General features: G+C 71.8%; 13 protein-coding genes. 4 read left to right on the top strand and 9 right to left on the bottom strand.

The features are described 5' to 3' along the window. Positions 1–8 precede the first annotated feature (8 nt). Entirely contained in the window at positions 9–968 is a 960-nt protein-coding gene (locus ACH47Z_RS22490) for a GlxA family transcriptional regulator (protein ID WP_399076275.1), read from the bottom strand. Between the two features lie 162 nt (positions 969–1,130). Between ACH47Z_RS22490 and ACH47Z_RS22485 the strand changes: the two genes are divergently transcribed. Continuing rightward, complete coding sequence (locus ACH47Z_RS22485; protein ID WP_399076273.1) at positions 1,131–3,548, top strand: Tex family protein; 2,418 nt, start codon at positions 1,131–1,133, stop codon at positions 3,546–3,548. Between the two features lie 106 nt (positions 3,549–3,654). Here the strand turns inward: ACH47Z_RS22485 and ACH47Z_RS22480 are convergent, their stop codons facing one another. From ACH47Z_RS22480 to ACH47Z_RS22470, 3 genes are all read right to left on the bottom strand, one after another. Next, positions 3,655–5,805, bottom strand: a complete 2,151-nt coding sequence (locus ACH47Z_RS22480) for a tetratricopeptide repeat protein (protein ID WP_399076272.1) — start codon at positions 5,803–5,805, stop codon at positions 3,655–3,657. 91 nt (positions 5,806–5,896) lie between these two features. Next, positions 5,897–7,537 carry an ABC-F family ATP-binding cassette domain-containing protein gene (locus tag ACH47Z_RS22475; protein WP_399076270.1) on the bottom strand — a complete coding sequence of 547 codons (1,641 nt, stop codon included), beginning with the start codon at positions 7,535–7,537 and terminating at the stop codon, positions 5,897–5,899. A 36-nt stretch (positions 7,538–7,573) separates the two neighbouring features. Beyond that, a complete protein-coding gene (locus tag ACH47Z_RS22470; RefSeq protein WP_399076268.1) occupies positions 7,574–8,599 on the bottom strand; it encodes an oxidoreductase in 1,026 nt (341 codons plus the stop codon). Positions 8,600–8,700: 101 nt separating this feature from the next. Between ACH47Z_RS22470 and ACH47Z_RS22465 the strand changes: the two genes are divergently transcribed. Further along, positions 8,701–9,612 carry an FAD-dependent oxidoreductase gene (locus ACH47Z_RS22465; RefSeq protein ID WP_399076450.1) on the top strand — a complete coding sequence of 304 codons (912 nt, stop codon included), beginning with the start codon at positions 8,701–8,703 and terminating at the stop codon, positions 9,610–9,612. 15 nt (positions 9,613–9,627) lie between these two features. Here ACH47Z_RS22465 and ACH47Z_RS22460 read toward each other — a convergent pair whose 3' ends face one another. After that, the gene (locus ACH47Z_RS22460) at positions 9,628–11,637 is read right to left on the bottom strand and encodes a Xaa-Pro dipeptidyl-peptidase (protein ID WP_399076266.1); all 2,010 of its coding nucleotides are present in this window, start codon (positions 11,635–11,637) and stop codon (positions 9,628–9,630) included. 198 nt (positions 11,638–11,835) lie between these two features. Here ACH47Z_RS22460 and ACH47Z_RS22455 point away from each other — a divergent pair, with 198 nt between their 5' ends. Then, positions 11,836–13,338, top strand: a complete 1,503-nt coding sequence (locus tag ACH47Z_RS22455) for a M1 family metallopeptidase (protein ID WP_399076264.1) — start codon at positions 11,836–11,838, stop codon at positions 13,336–13,338. Between the two features lie 18 nt (positions 13,339–13,356). On the opposite strand, the gene ACH47Z_RS22450 is transcribed toward ACH47Z_RS22455, so the two are convergent. The 3 genes from ACH47Z_RS22450 to ACH47Z_RS22440 are packed head-to-tail and all read right to left on the bottom strand — an operon-like array spanning position 13,357 to position 16,178. Beyond that, positions 13,357–14,289 carry an adenosine kinase gene (locus ACH47Z_RS22450; protein ID WP_399076262.1) on the bottom strand — a complete coding sequence of 311 codons (933 nt, stop codon included), beginning with the start codon at positions 14,287–14,289 and terminating at the stop codon, positions 13,357–13,359. Next, on the bottom strand, positions 14,286–14,669 hold the full coding sequence (locus tag ACH47Z_RS22445) for an Appr-1-p processing protein (RefSeq protein ID WP_399076260.1): 384 nt from the start codon (positions 14,667–14,669) through the stop codon (positions 14,286–14,288). The genes ACH47Z_RS22450 and ACH47Z_RS22445 overlap by 4 nt, the downstream gene beginning before the upstream one ends. 42 nt (positions 14,670–14,711) lie before the next feature. Then, positions 14,712–16,178, bottom strand: a complete 1,467-nt coding sequence (locus ACH47Z_RS22440) for an amino acid permease (protein WP_399076258.1) — start codon at positions 16,176–16,178, stop codon at positions 14,712–14,714. Positions 16,179–16,413: 235 nt separating this feature from the next. On the opposite strand from ACH47Z_RS22440, the gene ACH47Z_RS22435 reads away from it, so the two are divergent. Further along, complete coding sequence (locus ACH47Z_RS22435; protein ID WP_399076256.1) at positions 16,414–17,154, top strand: MerR family transcriptional regulator; 741 nt, start codon at positions 16,414–16,416, stop codon at positions 17,152–17,154. A 10-nt stretch (positions 17,155–17,164) separates the two neighbouring features. On the opposite strand, the gene ACH47Z_RS22430 is transcribed toward ACH47Z_RS22435, so the two are convergent. Continuing rightward, on the bottom strand, positions 17,165–19,336 hold the full coding sequence (locus tag ACH47Z_RS22430; protein ID WP_399076254.1) for a 3-hydroxyacyl-CoA dehydrogenase NAD-binding domain-containing protein: 2,172 nt from the start codon (positions 19,334–19,336) through the stop codon (positions 17,165–17,167). Positions 19,337–19,365 lie beyond the last annotated feature (29 nt).

The following is a 19,365-nucleotide window of genomic DNA, read 5'->3' as shown; positions in this document are numbered from 1 at the left end:
GCGGAGCTTCAGTGGAGGGGCACGGGGCGGAAACGGCGGCGGTATTCGGCCGGGGACGCCCCGAGCGTTCTGACGAAGGCGCGGCGCATGGCCTCGGGGGTGCCGTAGCCGCTGGCGCGGGAGATCTCCTCGATGCTGTCGGCGGTGTCCTCCAGGAGGCGGCGGGCATGTTCGAGGCGGACGCGGTCGACATAGCGGCCGGGAGTGGTGCCGGTCTCGGCCTGGAACGCGCGGGCGAAGTGGCGCGGTGAGAGGCGGGCGCGGGCGGCGAGGGACTCGACGCCGAGGTCGGCGGCCGGGTGCTCGGTGATCCACTGCTGGACCTCGCGCAGTGGCTCGCGCTGCGCGGTCTGGGCGGCGAGCTGGGCGCTGAACTGCGCCTGGTTGCCGGGCCGGCGCAGGAAGACCACCAGATGGCGGGCGACCGTGAGGGCGACGTCCCGGCCGAGGTCCTCCTCGACCAAGGCGAGCGCGAGGTCGATGCCGGAGGTGACGCCGGCCGACGTGGAGACCGTGCCGTCGCGGACGTAGATCGGCTCGGCGTCGACCTCCACGGCCGGGTGGTCGCGCGCGAGGGTGCCGCAGTACGCCCAGTGGGTCGTGGCCCGCCGGCCGTCCAGCAGGCCCGCCTCGGCCAGCAGGATCGCCCCGGTGCACACCGAGACCAGGCGCTCGGCGTGGGGCGCGTGCGCACGCAGCCAGTCCGTCAGGCGCGGGTCGGGGCGGCGGGTGCCCGCACCGCCGGGGACGAGCAGGGTGTGCGGCTCGGGCGACTCGGCCAGGGCCGAGTCCGGTACGAGGGTGAGACCGCTGGAGGCGCGCACGGGAGCGCCGTCCAGGGAGGCCGTGCGGATCCGGTACGTCCCCGGGGAGTGCGTCTCGGCCCCCGCGAAGACCTCCACGGGGCCCGTGACATCGAGGCTCTGCACGCCGTCGAAGAGGAGGACGAGAACGGTTCGCTGCGGCATGGATCCAGTCTTGACGAGGCTGGGGATGGCCGCAATGACATGTTTCCCACCTTTCCTGCCATGCGACCCACGGCGGATTCAAGTGCGGCCCTTATCCACGGTTGTCGGTGTCACCTGCCACAATTGCCGCGCAAGCTGACGTGGAGAAGGCGGTACGGGATCGTGACGACACCCCTCGTAGGGTCCATCGAAGGCAGGATCGCCGAGGAGCTCGGCGTACGGGAGCGGCAGGTGAAGGCCGCGGTAGAGCTGCTCGACGGCGGTTCGACGGTGCCCTTCATCGCCCGCTACCGCAAGGAAGCGACCGAGATGCTCGACGACGCGCAGCTGCGCACGCTCGAGGAGCGGCTGCGCTACCTGCGGGAGCTGGAGGAGCGGCGGGCCGCGATCCTGGAGTCGGTGCGCGAGCAGGGCAAGCTCACCGACGAACTGGAGGCGCAGATCCGCGGCGCCGAGACCAAGGCGCGGCTGGAGGACATCTACCTGCCGTACAAGCCCAAGCGGCGCACCAAGGCGCAGATCGCGCGGGAGGCCGGGCTCGAGCCGCTGGCCGAGGGGCTGCTCGGCGACCCGAATGTCGAACCGCTGGCCGCGGCCGCAGCGTTCGTGGACGCCGGCAAGGGCGTCGCCGACCCGCAGGCCGCCCTCGAGGGCGCCCGCGCGATCCTCACCGAGCGGTTCTCGGAGGACGCCGACCTGATCGGCGAGCTGCGCGAGCGCATGTGGGTGCGCGGACGGCTGGCCGCGAAGGTGCGCGACGGCAAGGAGGAGGCGGGCGCCAAGTTCGCCGACTACTTCGACTTCGCCGAGCCGTTCACCGAGCTGCCCTCGCACCGGATCCTGGCGATGCTGCGCGGCGAGAAGGAGGAGGTCCTCGACCTCGTCCTGGAGCCCGAGGAGCCCACGGAGGGTCCTTCCTCCTACGAGGGGATCGTCGCCCATCGGTTCGGGATCGCCGACCGGGGCCGCCCCGCCGACAGGTGGCTGACGGACACCGTCCGCTGGGCCTGGCGCACTCGCCTCCTGGTCCACCTCGGCATCGACCTGCGCCTCAGGCTGCGTACGGCCGCCGAGGACGAGGCGGTGAACGTCTTCGCGGCGAACCTGCGCGACCTGCTGCTGGCCGCCCCGGCCGGCACGCGCGCGACGCTGGGTCTGGACCCCGGTTTCCGTACGGGCGTGAAGGTCGCCGTGGTCGACGCCACCGGCAAGGTCGTCGCCACGGACGTGATCTACCCGCACGTCCCGGCCAACAAGTGGGACGAGGCCCTCACCAAGCTGGCCCGGCTCGCGAAGGAGCACGCGGTCGAGCTGGTCGCGATCGGCAACGGCACGGCGTCCCGCGAGACGGACAAGCTCGCCGTCGAACTCATCGCCAAGCACCCGGAGTTGAAGCTCACCAAGGTGATGGTGTCCGAGGCGGGCGCGTCGGTGTACTCGGCGTCGCAGTACGCCTCGCGGGAACTGCCGGACATGGACGTGTCGCTGCGCGGCGCGGTCTCCATCGCCCGCCGACTGCAGGACCCGCTGGCCGAGCTGGTGAAGATCGACCCGAAGTCCATCGGCGTCGGCCAGTACCAGCACGACCTGTCCGAGGTGAAGCTGTCCCGCTCGCTGGACGCGGTGGTCGAGGACTGTGTGAACGGCGTCGGGGTGGACGTCAACACCGCGTCCGTGCCGCTGCTTTCGCGGGTGTCGGGCATCTCCTCCGGCCTCGCCGAGAACATCGTGGCGCACCGGGACGCCAACGGGCCGTTCCAGTCGCGCTCCGAGCTGAAGAAGGTGGCCCGGCTCGGCCCGAAGGCGTACGAGCAGTGCGCGGGCTTCCTGCGCATCCGCGGCGGCGAGGACCCGCTGGACGCCTCCAGCGTGCACCCCGAGGCCTACCCGGTGGTGCGCCGCATGGTGAAGACCAGCGGCCAGCAGGTGGCCTCCCTCATCGGCAACACGGGCGTACTGCGCTCGCTGCGGCCCGCCGACTTCGTGGACGACACCTTCGGTCTGCCGACGGTCACCGACATCCTCAAGGAGCTGGAGAAGCCGGGGCGCGACCCGCGTCCGGCGTTCAAGACGGCCACCTTCAAGGAGGGCGTGGAGAAGATCTCCGACCTGTCCGCCGGGATGATCCTGGAGGGTGTGGTGACGAACGTGGCCGCCTTCGGCGCGTTCGTGGACGTCGGTGTCCACCAGGACGGCCTGGTGCATGTCTCGGCGATGTCGAAGACGTTCGTCAAGGACCCCCGCGACGTCGTGAAGCCCGGTGACATCGTCAAGGTGAAGGTCCTGGACGTGGACATCCCGCGCAAGCGGATCGGGCTGACGCTGCGCCTGGACGACGAGGCGGCCCCGCAGGGCGGCCAGGGCGGCGGCCGGCAGCAGCGCGGCGGACGTCCGCCCCAGCAGCGGCAGGGCGGCCAGGGCCAGCAGCGGCAGGGGGGCCAGGGGCAGGGCCAGCGGCAGGGCCGGGGCGGCGGCGACCGCGGCGGACGGCAGGCGCCGGCCCCGGCGCCGGCCAACAGCGCGATGGCCGACGCCCTGCGGCGGGCCGGGCTGCTGAACCCGAACGACGGGCGGCGCTGAGCCGCGGGGGCGGGGCCGTGCGGCACGCCGGGCACGGCCCCGCCCCGCGCCTTCCGCGACCTGCGCCGCAGGTCGGACGCGTGGACGTCGCGGCTTCGGGCGCCGGTCAGTGATGGTGGCCGTAGACGATCGCCCTGGTGCCCGCGCGTGCGCAGGCCTCGTCGGCCAGGGCCCGCGCCTCGGCCGCCTCCCGTAAGCGGCCCGCGTCCTCCAGCGCCCGGGCGAGATTGGATCCGGTCAGCCCGGTCGCGTACCAGTTGTCGTACTCCTGGCGGATCCGCAGCGACTCCTGGAGGGCGACGATCGCCTCCTCCGTCCGGCCCGCCGCGTACAGGGCCCAGCCGAGGCTGTTCAGGGAGTCGCCGTGATAGATGCGGTCGTGCCCCCGGTGCAGTTCGCAGGCCAGTCCGAAGGCGGCGGCCGCCTCGGCGTGGCGTCCTCCCGCGTCCAGGGCGAGCCCCATGTTGTGCTGGGCCCGGCCCTCGTTCCACCGGTCGCCGAGCTCGCGGAACCGCCCGCGGGCCTTCACATGGGTGGTGAATGCCAGGCCGACCTCGCCGGATCTGCGCTGGGCGAGGCCGAGGTTGTTCCAGGCCATGCCCTCGCCCGTCGCGTCCCCCGTACGGTGGTAGAGGTGCGCGGCGTGCGTGAGCGGTTCGATGGCCTCGTCGGGGTCTCCCCCGCGCGACAGCGCGTTGCCGAGTTGAAGGCAGACGGCCGCCTCGGCGCGCTCGTCCCCCAGCCGGTGCGCGAGGGGGCGCGCCGCGCGGCCGACGGCGATCCAGTCCTCGAAGAAGCGACGCCAGCGCAGATACCCGGCCAGGTGCAGGGCGAGGCCCACCCGGACCTCCGGATCGTCGTCGTCCGGCCACAGCACGGCGGCCACGAGGTTCGCGTGCTCGACGTCGAACCAGGCCAGGGCGGCCTCCCGGCGCCGGACGGCGTCCGGGGAGGGGTCGTGCACCGGCGCGGGCAGATGGCGGTCACCGTCCGCGGCCTGCCGGTGGTAGTGCCGGCGGACCCGGGCCCGGGCCGTGCGTGCCTCCCGGCCCGACCGCGGGTCCGCGGAGGCGAGGGCGCAGGCGTAGCTGCGGACGAGATCGTGGATGTGCCAGCGTTCCCGGACGTCGTCTCCGGGCTGGTCTCGTGTCACCAGGTGCGCGCACGCGAGGTCGTCGAGCACGTCCAGCGCCTGCGCACCCGGCAGTCCGGTGATCACCGCGGCCGTGTCCGTGTCGTAGTCCGCACAGGGGACCTGCGCCAGCAGACACAGGGCCCGGGCACGGCCGGCGGGCAGGCGGCGCACGGAGGCCTCGAACACGGGCGCCAGCACCAGCGGCCTGCCGTACTGGTCGACGCCCCGGCTGCGAAGGGTGTCGGTGAGATGCGTCCCCGAGCGGAGTTCCTTGACCAGGGACGCGACGCGGCCCCGTGAGCGGTGGTGGCGCAGGAGCGCGGCCACGATCTGCAGGGCGAGGGGCACGTGCCCGCACAGTCCGGTCAGTTCGCCGAGCGACTCGGCCTCCCGCTCCAGCCGGTCGTCTTCTCCCTCGCGCAGCCTCAGCGCCTCGGCGATGAGCGCGGTGGAGTCGCGCGGGCACAGCGGGCCGAGCGACAGTTCCCGGGCCGGCAGCGAGGGATGGGACTCCCGTGAGGTGAAGACGACCCGGTGCGCTTCGCTGCCCGGCAGGAGCGGCGGGAGCTGGCCTGCCTCGCAGACGTTGTCGAACAGCAACAGCACCCGCTTGCCCTCGTCGGCGAGGGTGGCCAGGCGGCTGAGGTACAGGGCGTGCTGGTCGACCTCCTCCGAGGGCAGATGGGCGCCGCCGACGCCGAGGGCGTACAGCAGGGACGCGACGGCCCTGGCAGGCGACACCGGGGTGTCGTCGTACCCCGCCAGGTCGAGGAACAGGATCCCGCCGGCGAACCAGCCCTCGTTCCGGGCGACATGGGCCGCACGCAGCGCGAGTGCCGTCTTGCCGATGCCGCCGAGACCGGTCACGGCCCACAGGAGGGTCGAGCCGGTGGCCGCGGTGTCGTCCGGCGGTCGCAGGCCCCGCAGGAGCGCCGCCAGATCGCGTTCCCTGCCGGTGAATCCGACCGGGGCGGCGGGCAGGGCGGACAGCACGTTCGGCCCGCTCGCGGGGGCCGCGGACGTGGCGCCGAGTGCGACAGGACCGTAGAACCGGCCGCCACGCAGGTCGACATGGTCGCCGTACTGGGGGCTGCCCGTGGGTCCGCCCTCTGCTGTGTGCACCCGATCCTCCCCCACCGGTGGCACTTCGAGGCGCCACACGCTAGGCCATCCTGTGTCGCAGCGGTACGTGATCGGGTGATTCCGATGCGTCCTAGCGCTCGGTCACCTTTCCGCTCGCCACCTCCAGGCGGCGGGTCACCCGGACCGCGTCCAGCATGCGCCGGTCGTGGGTGACCAGCAGGAGGGTGCCCTCGTAGGCGTCGAGGGCCGACTCCAGTTGCTCGATGGCGGGCAGGTCGAGGTGGTTGGTCGGCTCGTCCAGGACCAGGAGGTTGACGCCCCGGCCCTGGAGCAGGGCGAGGGCGGCGCGGGTGCGTTCGCCCGGTGAGAGCGTCGCGGCCGGGCGCAGCACATGGTCGGACTTCAGGCCGAACTTGGCGAGCAGCGTGCGCACCTCGACCGGCTCGGTGTCCGGGACGGCCGCGCAGAAGGCGTCGAGGAGGGTCTCGGGCCCGTGGAACAGCCCACGGGCCTGGTCGACCTCGCCGACCAGCACGCCGGAGCCGAGGGCGGCATGGCCCGCGTCGAGCGGGAGGCGGCCGAGCAGCGCGCCGAGCAGGGTGGACTTGCCGGAGCCGTTGGCCCCGGTGATCGCGACCCGGTCCGCCCAGTCGATCTGCAGGGACACCGGGCCAAAGGTGAAGCCGCCGCGCCGGACCTCGGCGTCGCGCAGGGTCGCCACGACCGCGCCGGAGCGCGGGGCGGAGGCGATCTCCATGCGCAGCTCCCACTCCTTGCGCGGCTCCTCGACCACCTCCAGGCGCTCGATCATGCGCTGGGTCTGCCGGGCCTTGGCGGCCTGCTTCTCGCTGGCCTCGCTGCGGAACTTGCGGCCGATCTTGTCGTTGTCGTTGCCCGCCTTGCGCCGGGCGTTCTTCACGCCCTTGTCCATCCAGGCCCGCTGCGTCTGCGCACGATCCTGGAGGGCGGCCTTCTTGTCGGCGTACTCCTCGTAGTCCTCGCGGGCGTGCCGGCGGGCGACGTCCCGCTCCTCCAGGTAGGCCTCGTAGCCGCCGCCGAAGAGGTTGATCTGCCGCTGGGCGAGGTCGAGTTCGAGGACCTTGGTGACCGTGCGGGTGAGGAACTCGCGGTCGTGGCTGACGACGACCGTGCCCGCGCGCAGGCCGGTGACGAAGCGCTCCAGGCGGTCCAGGCCGTCGAGGTCGAGGTCGTTGGTGGGCTCGTCGAGGAGGAAGACGTCGTAGCGGGAGAGGAGGAGCGAGGCGAGACCGGCGCGGGCCGCCTGGCCGCCGGAGAGGGCGGTCATCGGCCGGCCCAGGTCCACGGCGAGGCCGAGGGAGTCGGCGACCTCCTCTGCGCGTTCCTCCAGGTCGGCGCCGCCCAGGTTCAGCCAGCGCTCCAGGCTCACCGCATAGGCGTCGTCGGCGCCGGGCGCGCCGTCGACCAGGGCCTGGGTGGCCTCGTCCATCACGCGCTGCGCCTCGGCGACGCCGGTGCGGCGAGCCAGGAACTCCCGGACGGTCTCCCCCGGCCTGCGCTCCGGCTCCTGCGGCAGATGGCCGACGGTCGCGGTGGGCGGGGACAGCCGCAGCTCGCCCTGCTCCGGCGGGGTGAGCCCGGCGAGCAGCCTGAGCAGGGTGGACTTGCCCGCGCCGTTGGCACCGACCAGCCCGATCACATCGCCGGGCGCGACGACGAGGTCCAGCCCGGAGAAGAGGGAGCGGTCGCCGTGCCCGGCGGCGAGGTTCTTGGCGACGAGGGTGGCAGTCATCAGGACGCCGATCCTAATGGGCCCGGCGTCCCGCTCTCAGCTCCGTTTCCCGCCGGGCACCGGCGCCGTGAGCACATCGGAAGCCGTCCGGGCGACGACGTACGCCTCCCCCTTGACCGCCCGGGGCTCCAGGGCGACGCGGTGCCGGCCGGGCTCGAGGACGCCGTCGAACACCTCCCGGGCGTGGGTGCGGTGCAGCCGGTCGAGACGGTACGCGGTGATCCGCACCCGGCACGGCGCGCTCACCTCCACCTCCACCGCGTCGTCGGCGGCGGCCAGCCCGGTCAGGCGGCGCCGCGCGAGCGGGCTGCGGTCCAAGGCCGCCTCGATCTGGGCGACGAGCAGCGGCACGATCGGGGCCAGGCCGTCCACCGCCACGACCTCGACCCCGGCCTGTGCGAAGGCCCGCAGTACGGCGGCCCGTTCGGCGTCGCCGACCGCGCGGCCGAAGGCGACCGCGCCGTAACCGCGCAGTTCCTCGGCCAGAACGGCCCGGGCGTCCTGGGTGATGTCGGCGCCGATGCCGATGGTGCGCAGCGCGGCGGCCAGCCGGGCGAGGACGGCGACCCGGGCGCCGATCAGCAGCACACGGCGGCCCGGCGGGCCTTCGTCCAGGGCGGTCAGGGCGGCGCGGTAGTCGGCCCCGCGGAAGCGGAACGGCCCTATGCCGTGGTAGCCGTTGCGCTCCAGGTCGGCGTGCTCGTCCGTCTGCCAGGCGAAGTCCCGCCAGACGTAGTCCTCGCCGTCGCGCTCGATGACGGCGGTGACCGCCCCGCAGCCGAGATCCTCGCACTCGGGGCAGCCGTAGATGACGAACCGGCCGTCCGGGAGCGGTGGTTCGGCATCCAGCAGCAGCGCGCGCACCTGCTCGGTGAAGATGGCGGGCGGCACGTCCGAGGCGAGCGGGGAGACCGCGTCCAGGTCGGACAGCTGGAACAGCAGCGGACGGCCGTCCACGACGAAGTCCACGAAGTCGCGGTGAACCTGGTAGCCGCCGTCGGCGAGGACACCGCCGACGCGGGTCGCCGGGGCCAGGCCGAAGGTCGCGTATGCGGCAGACATGCTGTGAGTATCCCCACACCGGGACGGATGTGAGCGCGGCATGACATATTCGTCCGGGCAGGGCCTATCGTCCAGGCGTGGACAACGAGCCGAATGACGAAGTGATCGTGGTCGGAGGCGGGGTCGCCGGGCTGACGACGGCCGTGCTGCTGGCCGAGTCGGGTCGGCGTGTGCGGGTGTGGGCGCGGGAGCCCGCCGAGCGTACGACCTCGGCGGTCGCCGGCGGCCTGTGGTGGCCGTACCGCATCGAACCCGAGGCCCTGGTCGGCGCGTGGGCGCTCGAATCCCTCACCGTGTACGAGGAGCTGGCGCGGCGGCCGCAGGAGACGGGCGTACGCCTGGTCGACGGCGTACAGGCCGGGATCCGACTGGACGGACTGGGCGACTGGGCGGGCCGGGTGCCAGGGCTGCGGGAGGTGCCCGACGGGCTGGCGGCACGGCTGCCGGTGATCGACATGCCGGTGTATCTGGCGTGGCTGCGGGAGCGGTTGGCGAAGGCGGGAGGCGTCGTGGAGGCGCGCGAGGTGACCGACCTGGCGTCCGTCCCCGCCCGGGTCGTCGTCAACTGCACGGGAATCGGCGCCCGTTCGCTGGTCCCCGACCCGGAGGTGCGGCCGGTGCGCGGGCAGCTGGTCGTGGTGGAGAATCCGGGCATCACGACGTGGTTCGGCTGCGTCGACCACTCCTCCGCCTCGACCTATTTCATCCCGCAGCCGTACGGCCTGCTGCTGGGCGGTACGGCGCAGGAGGACGACTGGTCCCTGGAGCCGGAACCGGCCACGGCCGCGGCGATCGTCGCCCGCTGCGCGGAGATCCGCCCGGAGATCGCGGGCGCCCGCGTCCTCACCCACCGCGTCGGCCTGCGCCCGGCCCGGAGCGCGGTACGACTCGAACGGCAGCCCCTGCCGGACGGCCGCGTCCTGGTGCACAACTACGGCCACGGCGGGGCCGGGATCACGGTGGCGTGGGGGTGCGCGCGGGAGGCGGCCGGGTTGGCGTTCCCGGCCGCCTGAAAGGGCACCCGCGCGCTACACCGGGACGTGCTGCGCAGCACCCGGTGCGCGGACGCCGTTCAGGACCGTCGGTGTGGGAGCCCTGCCCGTGCTGCCGGACGTGGCCTGGGCGAACGCGGACGCGCCGCCGACCAGCGGAAGCCGGGCCGTCGTACCCGACAGGGACACCGTGAGCGTCGGCTTGGTGGACGGCGGGTCGATGAGGTCCTTGTCCGTGCCCGCGATGATCAGGGCGAGGCGGTGTCCCTCGGGGATGACGTGGTCGGTCGCCGCCAGGTCGAGGGTCATCGTGTACGGCTTGCCCGGGGTGAGCGGGACGCCCTTGCCGAGGTCGGCGTAGTGGCCGAGGTCGGCGTAGTGGCCGAGGTCGGCCCAGCCGCGGCTGAACACGGTGTAGTCGACCTTGGCGGTCTTGGCCTTGGTCTCCTTGAAGCAGGCGCTGTCCCCGGCCGTGCTCTCGCCCCAGCAGGTGCGGTTCGGCAGCGTGGTGATGCCCTCGGCGGCGTCGGCGTAGTCGCGGACGGTGTCCGGGCCGAGGTCGACCAGGACGGCGGACAGGTGGGCCGAGGTGGTGGTCGGGGTTGCCGTCACCGTCACCGTGGACGAGCCGGACAGGCGCAGGTCATGGGTGAGCGGTGCGGTGAGGAAGCCCGCCTTCTCAGCGGTCGGCGTGGTGAGGTGGGCCGCCCAGTCGGTCTCGCTCAGCTTCGGGTCGTCGGTGAAGGTCTCGGTGCCGGTCGCGGGGCGCAGGCCCAGCGCGCCGACGCCGGCCTGCGGGCCGGGAGCCGGGTGCAGGACGGTGGCCCGGGTGGTCCGCGGGGGCCAGACGCGGGAGGTGACCCACTGGTCGGGGTGGCGTTCGATGTCGGCCATCGGCTCACGGTCGACACCGTTGTCGTAGTCGAGGAGTTCATGGTCGAACCAGCGGTGCAGGGTGTCGACCCAGGCGCCGCGCCGGTAGTCGAACGGGTCGACGTGCCCGGTCTGGGAGAGCCAGATCTTGCGCTCGACGCCATGCTTGGCGAGGGCGTCCCACCACTGGCCGAAGTGCTTGGTGCGGACGTTGAGGTCCTGCATCCCGTGCACCAGGAACACGCTCGCGCGCACCTTGGCCGCGTCCTTGACGTAGTCCCGCTCGGTCCACAGCGGCGTCCAGTCCCCGCTGCGCGGGCTGCCGTCGGTGAGCTTCTTCTGTACGGCCGCGCAGTGGGCCTTGGCCGCATCGCTCTGGACGTATCCGGCCAGTTCGGCGGGGCCGCCGTCGTACAGCGGGGCGCCTTGCGCGAAGTAGTAGTCGTACCAGGAGGAGATGCCGCTGATCGGGACGATCGTCTTCAGGCCCTTGACGCCGGTGGCGGCGACGCCGTTGGCGATCGTGGCGTCCCAGCTCTTGCCGATCATGCCCGTTCGGCCGTTGGTCCAGGTCGCCTTGACGGTCTTCGTGCCGGTGCGGCTGGTGTAGGCGCGGGCGCGGCCGTTCAGCCAGTCGACGACGGCCTTCGCGGACCGGATGTCGGAGCGGCCGCCGACGTCGACGCAGCCGTCGGAGCGGTTGGTACCGGCGAGGTCGACGCCGATGAAGGCGTAGCCGCGGGGCACGAAGTAGTTGTCGTAGAACAGCGGCATCTGGACCACGCGGCCCTGCGCGTCGTACGTCTTGACCTGGCTCTCGTTGCCGCGGCCGCAGCAGGAGAAGTAGGGGCTCGCGTCCATGATGACGGGCACCTTGCGGCCCTGTCGGGCGGGTTCGGCGGGGCGGACGATGTCGGCGGCGACCCGGTCGGGCTTCCCGTCGCCGTCCCCGTCGAGGCCGGTGTCCACCCAGACGGACTCGCGGATGGCGTGGGCGTAGGAGTAGACGGGCCGGCTCTCGCGGGGTGTCCGGCCGTCACGGCCGGCGGCCTGTGCGGCGGCGGCCGGGGTGAGGAAGGCGGCCGTCAGGATGACGGCGACCGCTGTCGCGAACGGTCTCCAGATCGTGAAGCGCGTGCGCATCGGCGTGCGTATCGGCGTGCTTTTCGGCATGCGCGGACGGTACTCCGGTCAACTCCCGTGCAGAAGAGGGCTTTCCGGCACCCGGGTGACGCGTGACGGCTGAATGGCGATCGTGTGACAGCAGGTGCTGTGGACAGGCCAGGGGTCACAGGGAATGAATAGGCTCCGGAAAGATCCACCGAACAGATCCACCGAACGGACTCGCACTCCCGACGACTTGGAGCTGACGTGCACCGCAGAATCATCGCGCCGGGCGCACTCGCGGCGGCCTCCCTCCTGCTGGCGATCCCGGCATCGGCCGCGAGCTACTCCCCCGGCGCGCCGGGCATCGGCGACCCCTACTACCCGTACTACGGCAACGGCGGCTACGACGTCTCGCACTACGACCTGAGGCTGCAGTACCAGCCGACGACGGACGAACTGCAGGGCACGGCCACGATCCTGGCGAAGACCACCCAGGACCTGTCCAGCTTCGACCTGGACTTCCTGCTGGACGTCAGCGAGGTGCGGGTGAACGGCGCCACGGCCTCCTTCACCACCTCCGGGCAGCACGAACTGGTCATCACGCCGAAGACGCCGCTGGCCAAGGGCACGCCGATCACGGTCGTCGTCCGCTACAGCGGAGTGCCGTCGTCGAAGACCGCCTACGGCTTCAACACCTGGCACCGCACGCCCGACGGCGCGGTGGCCGCCGACGAGCCCGAGGCCGCCTGGTGGTGGTTCCCGAGCAACGACCACCCGAGCGACAAGGCCACCTACGACGTGTCCGTGGCCGTGCCGGACGGCACCCAGGCCATCTCCAACGGCACGCTGCAGTCGACCAGTTCGAAGCTGGGCTGGACCCGTTACAACTGGCGGCAGAACAAGCCGCAGGCGACATATCTGGCCACGCTCGCCCTCGGCAGGTTCGACATCACCACCAGCACCTCCGACGGCGGGGTGCCGGTCGTCAACGCCTACAGCAAGGACCTCGGCGACAACGACGGGGCCGCACGGGCGAGCGTGGAGCGCACCGGGGAGATCGTCGACTGGCTCAGCAACTACTTCGGGCCGTATCCGTTCAGCTCGGCCGGCGGGTACGTGCCGAACACCACCACCGGGTACGCGCTGGAGACCCAGACCCGCGTCTACTACAGCCCCAAGCAGTTCGCGAACGGCTCCAACACCTCCGTGGTCGTGCACGAGCTGGCCCACCAGTGGTACGGCGACGACGTGTCGCTCAAGGGCTGGAAGGACATCTGGATCAACGAGGGCTTCGCCCGGTACGCGCAGTGGCTGTGGTCCGAGCACGAGGGCGAGGGCACCGCGCAGCAGCTGGCGGACTACGTGTACGCCTCGCACCCGGCCGACGACCCGTTCTGGACGGTGAAGCCCGGTGACCCGGGACCGGACGACCAGTTCGACATCGCCGTCTACGACCGGGGCGCGGCCGCGGTCCAGGCGCTGCGGAACGAGGTCGGCGACGACGCGTTCTTCGCCATCCTGAAGGGCTGGCCGAAGGAGCACGCGTACGGCAACGCCTCGGTAGCCGACTTCCAGCGGTACGCCGAGCAGGTGTCCGGCAAGCCCCTCGCCGCGCTGTTCGACACCTGGCTGTTCCAGCCGTCGAAGCCGGCCGTGTCCGCTGCCCGTACCGCGTCCCTGGCGAAGCCGGGCGCGACGGTGGCCCAGCCGAAGTCGTGGAAGAAGATCGAAGCGACGAACGACCTCCACGACACGCGCGGGCGCTGACCCGGGGCCGGGGGCGGTCTAGGGTCTCGGCTCCGCCGCCCGCTTGAGCAGTTCGTCCCGGCCGATCGCGTCCGCGCGGGAGGCCGGGACGGTGCAGGCGTACGCCCCGGCGAGGGCTCCGTAGCGGGCGCAGGTCGCGGGCGGCTCGCCGGCGAGGCGGCCGTAGAGGAACGCGGCGGCGAAGGCGTCACCCGCGCCGTTGGAGTCGACCACCGGCGCGGGCGGGGTCTCGGCGGGCACCCGGGTCAGCTCGCCGTCGGCCAGCAGATAGGCGCCCTCGGCCCCGGCGGTGGCGACGACGGTCCGGGCCCGGCCCTCGTCGGCGATGCGCCGCATGGTCCGCTCGGGGTCGGTCAGGGCGGCGGCCGACAGGAAGACGAGGTCCGCGGCGAGGGCGAACGGCTCGTGGTAGGAATTCTCGCCGTCCCAGTCGTGCAGGTCCGTGGACAGTGGCACGCCGGTCCCGGTCAGCACCGGCAGGGCCTCGGCACAGGGCTGGGTGATGGTCACGTGGACGTGCCGGCTCGCCTGGGCGAGCGTGCGCAGCGTCTCCTCCGGGAAGCGGTCGCCGGGGCGGGCGCGGCTGGTGTCGTACAGGGACAGACGGCGGCCGTCGGGGCCGACGAGGTTGACCGCGCGTTTGGTCCCGGCGGGCTGCGGGAGCGCGGTGAGGGTGATGCCGTGCTCGCGGTGCAGGGCGCGCACGAGGTCGCCCTCGGGGTCGTCGCCCAGCAGGTCGAGGTGGTGGGTGCGCAGGCCGAGGGCGGCGAGCCCCAGCGCGACGAAGTCACCGGTCTGTCCGGCCCGGGTGCGGATCCCGGAGTCGATCATGTAGCTGTCGGCGTACGGCAGGGGCAGCTCGGGGACGTGGACGACCGTGTCCACTCCGGCCCCGCCCAGCACCAGGACGTCCGTCGTGCCGTTCCCTGGCGCCCCGGTCTGTGTACTCATCCCCCGCCCTCCCCGTGGTCGTACACCGTCATCGCGATCCGGCTCCGCCGAGTGGGCCGAGATCCCCTCGCCGTGGGTCCTCCCGGCAGTGGACGTCTGCGGCTCGTACGTGGCTGCTCGCGCAGTTCCCCGCGCCCCTTCGGGGCGCGATCCTGACCGTACAACGACAGGCGCTGGACCGCGCCCAGGGCGAAGTCGTTGCGGGCCCGGTCGCGGTGCCAGGCGCGGTACGCGCGCTCCGGCTCCGGCCAGCGGCGCGAGAGGGCGAGGACGAAGCCCTTGCCCCAGCCGCCGATGTCGTTGCAGACATGGGCGATCACCTTGGTGCCCTTGGCCAAAGGAACGGTGGCGTCACCTCGGATGTATGTGATCCCCGACATGACGCCACCGTAGGCGATGCCACTGACAGTGGCCCTGAGCTGCTACTTAGTCAGCTGCGACAGCTCCTTGTCGGCGTTCGCGGACACCCGTCGGCGCACGCCGAACCAGCCGGCGACCAGCAGGACGGCGATCACCGGGATCAGCAGGATGGTCTTCCGGCCGACGTCGGGGTCGTTCCACATCATGCCGAGGCAGATCAGCAGGAACGCGATCGTGGCGATCTCGGTGACCGGGCTGAACTTCAGCTGGAAGTGCGGCCGGGTCACGAGGCCTTCGCGGGCGCGGCGGACGAAGATCATGTGGCAGAGCATGATGATCACCCAGGTGCTGATGATGCCGAGAGAGGCCACGTTCAGCACGATCTCGAAGGCCTGGCTGGGCATGAGGTAGTTCAGGCCGACGCCGAGCACGCAGACCGCGCAGGTCAGCAGGATGCCGCCGTAGGGCACCTGGCTGCGGCTCATCTTCGCGGTGAACTTGGGGGCGGAGCCCGCCATGGCCATCGAGCGCAGGATGCGGCCGGTGGAGTACAGGCCGGAGTTCAGCGAGGACATGGCGGCGGTCAGCACGACGAGGTTCATCACGTCACCGGCCGCCGGGATGCCGATCTTGGACAGGACGGTCACGAACGGGCTCTCGTCGGCGGAGTACACCGAGCCGGGCAGCAGCAGCGCGAGCAGGACGACCGAGCCGACGTAGAACAGGCCGACACGCCACATGATCGAGTTCACCGCGCGCGGGACGATCTTCTCGGGCTCGGCGGTCTCACCGGCGGCGACGCCGACCAGCTCCAGCGCGGCGTACGCGAAGATCACGCCCTGCATGACCAGGACGACGGGCATCAGACCGTGCGGGAAGATGCCGCCGTGGTCGGTGATCACGCTCAGGCCGGGGGTGTGGCCGCCGACCCTGTGCTGGGTGGCCAGCAGGAAAATGCTGACCAGCATGAAGCCGACGATGGTGGCGACCTTGATGATCGCGAACCAGAACTCCATCTCGCCGAAGATCTTCACCGAGATCAGGTTCACGGCCAGGACCATCGCGAGGGCGATCAGCGCCAGGACCCACTGCGGGATCGAGGTGAAGAAGCTCCAGTAGTGCGTGTAGAGCGCGATGGCGGTGATGTCGGCGATGCCGGTGGTCGACCAGTTCAGGAAGTACATCCAGCCGGCGACGTAGGCGCCCTTCTCGCCGAGGAACTCGCGCGCGTACGACACGAAGGAGCCGGAGGACGGCCGGTACAGGACCATCTCGCCCAGGGCGCGCACGACGAAGAAGGCGAAGACGCCGCAGACCAGGTAGGCCAGGGCGAGCGCCGGGCCGGCGTTGTGCAGTCGGCCGCCGGCTCCGAGGAGGAGGCCGGTGCCGATGGCTCCGCCGATGGCGATCATGTTGATGTGGCGGGCCTTGAGGTCCTTGCTGTAACCGGCGTCGCCCGCGTCCGCGGGCGTTGCGGCCGCCTGCGCAGGGGTTACGGCCTGTGCCGAATCCACGGCGTCCTTGCTCACGGGTGGTACCACTTTCCTCGTGCGCCCGGACCTCGTGGGCCCAGGTGGCTTACTTTCTTGGCCCGCACCACCCTGGTGGGGCGCGGTACAGACCAAGCCAGCAGCTTCCCAGAAAGATCGCCGGATATGCGGTGGTCCACGTCACAGAGCGTTACTTCTCACACGATCCACCCGGTGATCACGCGACGTTCACCACGGGTTTCACACCACTGGTGAGACAGCGATACTGCTGCACATGACGACCGACGCGACGAGCGACACCGGGGAGCAGACCGGGGAGCAGACCCTCACCATCGACGAGCTGGCCGCCCGCGCGGGCGTCACGGTCCGCACCGTCCGTTTCTACGGCAGCAAGGGGCTGCTCCCGCCGCCGGAGATCGGTCCGCGCCGGGTGGGCCACTACGGCCCCGGGCATGTGGCGCGGCTGGCCCTCATCGAGGAGCTGCAGCAACAGGGCATGACGCTGGCGGCGATCGAGCGGTACCTGCGGCAGCTGCCGCCCGGTCTCACCCCGCACGACCTGGCCATCCACCGCGCGGTGGTCGCCTCCTGGGCGCCGGACGCGGTGGACACGGTGTCCCGGCGGGAACTGGAGCGGCGGGCCGGGCGGCCGCTGTCCACCGAGGAGGTTGAGCGGCTCGCGGCCATGAACGTCGTCATGGTGGCGGACGACGGCACCTTCCGTGTCGACGCGGGGCTGCTCCGGCTCGGGGTACGGCTGCTCGACGTACCGCTGTCGCAGGAGGCGATCCTCGCGGCGCGCACCGTGCTCATCGAGCACTCGCGCGCCGCGGCCCGTGAACTGTCCCAGCTCTTCCGCGGCGAGGTGGCCGAGCGCGCCGCACGGGATGTGAAGTCCCTGTCGGCGCACATGCACCCGCTGGTCGTGCAGGCCCTGCTGACGACGTTCCAGCGGTCGCTGCGGGAAGAGCTGAGCGAGTGGGTCAGCGGATCGGATCCGGACGCCGATAGCTAGCCGCTATCGGCTAGTCGCTGAAGCGCTCCCCCTTCTCCGCCTTCGCCACGAGCAGCGCGGGCGGGGTGAACCGCTCGCCGTAGGCCGCGGCGAGCTCCCGCGCGCGGGCCACGAATCCGGGCACACCACCCTCGTAACCGTTGATGTACTGGAGCACACCGCCGGTCCAGCCGGGGAAGCCGATGCCGAAGATCGAGCCGATGTTGGCGTCGGCGACCGAGGTCAGGACGCCCTCCTCGAGGAGACGTACGGTGTCGAGTGCCTCGGCGAAGAGCATCCGCTCCTGCATGTCCCGGAACGGGATCTCGTGGCCCGGCTTGGTGAAGTGCTCACGCAGGCCCGGCCAGAGCCCGGCGCGCTTGCCGTCCTCGGTGTAGTCGTAGAAGCCGGCGCCGCCGCTGCGGCCGGGGCGGTCGAACTCGTCGACCATGCGGTCGATGACCGCCTCCGCCGGGTGCGCCGTCCAGGTGCCGCCGGCCTCCTCCACGGCCCGCTTCGTCTCGCCCCGGATCTTGCGCGGGAGGGTGAGGGTCAGCTCGTCCATGAGGGAGAGCACCTTGGCGGGGTAGCCGGCCTGGGCGGCGGCCTGCTCGACGGAGGCGGGCTCGATGCCCTCGCCGACCATGGCGACGCCCTCGTTGATGAAGTGGCCGATCACCCGGGAGGTGAAGAAACCGCGCGAGTCGTTGACGACGATCGGCGTCTTGTTGATCTGCCGGACCAGGTCGAAGGCCCGGGCGAGGGCCTCGTCGCCGGTGCGCTCGCCCTTGATGATCTCGACCAGCGGCATCTTGTCGACCGGCGAGAAGAAGTGCAGCCCGATGAAGTCGGCCTGGCGCTCCACGCCCTCGGCGAGGGTGGTGATGGGCAGGGTGGAGGTGTTGGAGCACAGCAGCGCGTCGGGCGCGACGACGGACTCGATCTCCTGGAACACCTTGTGCTTGAGCGAGGTGTCCTCGAAGACGGCCTCGATCACCGCGTCACAGCCCGCGAGGTCGGCCGCCTCGGCGGTCGGGGTGATCCGGGCGAGCAGCGCGTCCGCCTTCTCCTGGCTGGTACGGCCCTTGGCGACGGCCTTGGCGCACAGCCTCTCGGAGTAGCCCTTGCCCTTGGCGGCCGCCTCCGCGGAGACGTCCTTCAGGACGACGTCGATGCCCGCGCGGGCGCAGGAATAGGCGATGCCCGCGCCCATCATGCCGGCGCCGAGGACGGCGACCTTGCGGACCTTGCGGGGCTCGACGCCCCCCGGGCGGTTGGCGCCGGAGTTGACGGCCTGGAGGTCGAAGAAGAAGGCCTGGATCATGTTCTTCGCGGTCTGCCCGGTGACCAGCTCGGTGAAGTAGCGGGTCTCGATGGTGATCGCGGTCTCGAAGTCGACCTGGGAGCCCTCGACGGCCGCCGCCATGATGTTGCGCGGGGCCGGGTAGGGGGCGCCGTTCGTCTGCTTGCGCAGATTGGCCGGGAAGGCGGGCAGGTTGGCGGCGAACTTGGGGTTGGCGGGGGTGCCGCCCGGGATCTTGTAGCCGGGGACGTCCCAGGGCTGGTGCGACTCGGGGTGCGCGTCGATGAAGGCGCGGGCCTTGGCCAGCATCTCCTCCGGCGTGGCGGCCACCTCGTGGACCAGACCGTTGTCCAGGGCGCGGCGGGGGTTGTACTGGGTGCCCTGGAGCAGCACCTTCAGCAGCGCGTCCGTGATGCCCATCAGGCGCACGGTGCGGGTGACGCCGCCGCCCGCGGGCAGCAGGCCGAGCGTGACCTCGGGCAGGCCGATCTTGGAGCCGGGGGCGTCCAGGGCGATGCGGTGGTGGGACGCGAGCGCGATCTCGTAACCGCCGCCGAGGGCCGCGCCGTTGATGGCGGCGACGACGGGCTTGCCGAGGGTCTCGATGCGGCGCAGCGCGTTCTTGATCTCGGTCGCGGTGTCGAAGACCTGCTGGGCGTCCTCGGGACCGGCCTTGATCATGTCCTTGAGGTCGCCGCCCGCGAAGAAGGTCCTCTTGGCCGAGGTGTAGACGATGCCGCGGATGGAGTCCTTCTCGGCCTCCGCCCGCGCGGCGATCGCCGTGATGGAGGCGCGGAACGCCTGGTTCATCGTGTTCGCGGACTGGTTGGGGTCGTCCAGGACGAGGGTGACGACACCGGTGTCGTCCTGCTCCCAGCGGATGGTGGTGCTTTCGGTCATGACAGTCGTCTCCGTTGAAGTCTGGTGAT

The sequence above is a fragment of the Streptomyces sp. NPDC020192 genome, assembly GCF_044388685.1.
Classification (GTDB): Bacteria; Actinomycetota; Actinomycetes; order Streptomycetales; family Streptomycetaceae; genus Streptomyces.
Note: the sequence above shows the minus strand (reverse complement) of the source record. Positions and strands in the feature narration are given on the sequence as shown.

Bases quoted from the DNA above. Each gene is read 5' to 3' on its own strand.
- ACH47Z_RS22490 (WP_399076275.1), bottom strand. From the start codon at position 968: ATGCCGCAGCGAACCGTTCTCGTCCTCCTCTTCGACGGCGTGCAGAGC.
- ACH47Z_RS22475 (WP_399076270.1), bottom strand. From the start codon at position 7,537: ATGACTGCCACCCTCGTCGCCAAGAACCTCGCCGCCGGGCACGGCGAC.
- ACH47Z_RS22470 (WP_399076268.1), bottom strand. From the start codon at position 8,599: ATGTCTGCCGCATACGCGACCTTCGGCCTGGCCCCGGCGACCCGCGTC.
- ACH47Z_RS22460 (WP_399076266.1), bottom strand. From the start codon at position 11,637: ATGCCGAAAAGCACGCCGATACGCACGCCGATGCGCACGCGCTTCACG.
- ACH47Z_RS22450 (WP_399076262.1), bottom strand. From the start codon at position 14,289: ATGAGTACACAGACCGGGGCGCCAGGGAACGGCACGACGGACGTCCTG.
- ACH47Z_RS22445 (WP_399076260.1), bottom strand. From the start codon at position 14,669: ATGTCGGGGATCACATACATCCGAGGTGACGCCACCGTTCCTTTGGCC.
- ACH47Z_RS22435 (WP_399076256.1), top strand. From the start codon at position 16,414: ATGACGACCGACGCGACGAGCGACACCGGGGAGCAGACCGGGGAGCAG.
- ACH47Z_RS22430 (WP_399076254.1), bottom strand. From the start codon at position 19,336: ATGACCGAAAGCACCACCATCCGCTGGGAGCAGGACGACACCGGTGTC.